Origin of the sequence: Pseudomonas sp. TWI923 (assembly GCF_039673365.1) — a bacterium.
In the GTDB taxonomy this organism is placed as follows: Bacteria; Pseudomonadota; Gammaproteobacteria; order Pseudomonadales; family Pseudomonadaceae; genus Aquipseudomonas; species Aquipseudomonas sichuanensis.
On record NZ_JBDJLM010000164.1, the window covers coordinates 1 to 2,253 of the forward strand.

A 2,253-nucleotide genomic window follows, 5' to 3' on the forward strand; every position below is an offset into this window, starting at 1 on the left:
CATGTTTGCTGGCCAAAGCCACGAGAATGGCCAGGTGATGAGAATCGAGACGATCAATGCCCAGGGATCGACGATTCCAACACAGGTGGTTCACTACACTTTCTTTCACAAAACGGCTGGAGGTAATCTCCAGCCGCTTTTGTCCGCATCTACCTGCACCCTTAGGTCACTTACCGCCCACTTTTTTCTCGAAATAGAGGCAAATCTAGACACCATAATTGCCCATACGAAATACTCAGATTTTCCGCCAGCAACATCCTCCAGAAAAATATTCCGCACCCTTTGATTACTTGCCAAGCTGATAAGAGGGCCGACTCCTGAAGTCGCTTTTGCACCAACTTATTTCTAGCTTTTTACTTCCGCAACCCCACCAGATGCTTAAATGGTCCATCATCTAAATCAAGCCCCATATCCGTAATTAATCGAACTGCCTCCTGATATTCTTCGTCCGTGATAGAAATATCAAACTCACAAATATGATCGCATAATATCTCGAAGGCCAGACTTTCCTCATTGTACGCGACATAGTCCAATGCCCCTTGGAGCAGACCCGCGTCCAACCGGCCGTAGAATTTATTCCCAAACTTAATAATACGGTCTGCAAACATAAAATTTACCTAATCGGCTTATAAGGTGGAACCGGAGCATCATCAGGAAATGCGGTAACCACTTTCCCTGTAGCTGGCTGGTATACAACTCGCATACGCACTCCATCACGAGCTTCATAAGCAACCCACTTGGCAGGGTCCCCTTTAGCCGTATAAGCCCCCCGATTCCTGTCTGTGCGTACCACTTAGTGTTCGGAGAGGTCGTAATATCGCCGACCGCATGAACAATTTTCTCTCCTGACCAACTTTCAGGGAAAACGGTCTTCCCTTGCTGTCCTGGCCACATGTGGCCGCCGCTTCCAGGTTTATCTCCATAAAGAATATGCTGCTTTGCTTCAGGAGAAAGGATATCAACGTAATCTTTTCCAGGTGCTTTTGCACCAACAACCATACCCCCGTCACCTGCTCCCCCCGTGGGCCCCGTCTTTCCACCACCCTGGCCGACTGAGGGCTTCGGCGTTCGCCCACCATCCGCCGTCGCCACACCCAGCAACACCTGGCCGAGCCCTTGCTTAAACTCGGACTCCTGGCTCAATGCAGACACAATCTCCTGCATTGCAGCTTCATTGCTCTGTCCAACGACAAAGAGAATGAATGTGCTCTTGAAGTTTTCGGCCTTACCCGACGGCCCTGTAAGAGGATTCTTCGTTATCTAGGCGCGCAACGCTAGATGTGGCGCGGTCTGCGCCCGGCTCGATCCAAGCCCACCCAAAGCAGACCCGACATGGGCATTCGACCCGTCATGCACACTCTGGACGAACTAAATCAGCAGACGACGAAAGCCCCTGGCGGTTATGCCTCCGTTAATCTCCCTCTCTCTGCATTAACAATGGGCACCTGTGCCTTTGCACCATTAGACTTTAGGCACTAGCGAAAAAAGACCATCAGGCATTAAACAGCTAAGAATATAACTAGCCGCTTTGCCTGAACTACGCTTAGTAAAATCAGAATCCGACTCACCGGGACCTTGATCGCAGTACCAACTGTCGTACGTTAGCTCCGCTTTATCACCAACCAATTTATATACATCTCCCCCAAGAATTGCGACACCAAGAGCTTCGAGTTCATAAATAGCATGCAAAGCATCATCACGACCCAAGGCCCAATTCCGCACCCCCAAACCATCTAGCGACACGCCCCTACTTAGAATAGGGTCAACTTGCTCCGACCATATAGTACTCATGGATCACTCCGCCGACGTCGGCCTGAATAGACGATGATTAATTGAGCCATCCGGCTCTTTTATAAACTCAAAAACGCCTTGTTTTCCACGATACTCACCAGGGATTTTCAGCATATCTCTTACCACACCATCTCCCCCTGTAATCTTCGTCACCTGTCCGGCACTTTGGAACGTCGTAACGCTTTCCGGGAATCCATGAAGATCTCCAGTCTTGATCTGACCTAACACTTTATCTGTATATTTCGCACCTGCAAAGAAATCATCCGCTACCGGACTTCCACCTTTTGCACCAACAACCACACCCCCGTCACCTGCTCCCCCCGTGGGCCCCGTCTTTCCCCCCCCCTGGCCGACTGAAGGCTTCGGCGTTCGCCCACCACCACCCGTCGCCACACCCAGCAACACCTGGCCGAGCCCTTGCTTAAACTGGGACTCTTGGCTCAATGCAGACGCAATCTCCTG

Annotated in this window: 3 protein-coding genes and 1 pseudogene; 1 reads left to right on the forward strand and 3 read right to left on the reverse strand. The window is 50.7% G+C overall.

Annotated elements, in window-relative coordinates; all coding sequences use genetic code 11:
- Positions 1–286: hypothetical protein (locus ABE459_RS25885; RefSeq protein ID WP_323833996.1), on the forward strand; the 286-nt coding region annotated here is incomplete at its 5' end.
- Positions 287–353: 67 nt separating this feature from the next.
- Here the strand turns inward: ABE459_RS25885 and ABE459_RS25890 are convergent.
- The 3 genes and pseudogenes from ABE459_RS25890 to ABE459_RS25900 all read right to left on the reverse strand — a co-directional run.
- Positions 354–608, reverse strand: a complete 255-nt coding sequence (locus ABE459_RS25890; RefSeq protein WP_125858906.1) for a MafI family immunity protein — start codon at positions 606–608, stop codon at positions 354–356.
- Positions 586–1,164, reverse strand: a complete 579-nt coding sequence (locus ABE459_RS25895) for an EndoU domain-containing protein (protein WP_309475578.1) — start codon at positions 1,162–1,164, stop codon at positions 586–588. Before ABE459_RS25895 ends, ABE459_RS25890 begins: the two co-directional genes overlap by 23 nt.
- 630 nt (positions 1,165–1,794) lie before the next feature.
- A pseudogene (locus ABE459_RS25900) lies at positions 1,795–2,253 on the reverse strand (hypothetical protein); the annotation flags it as partial.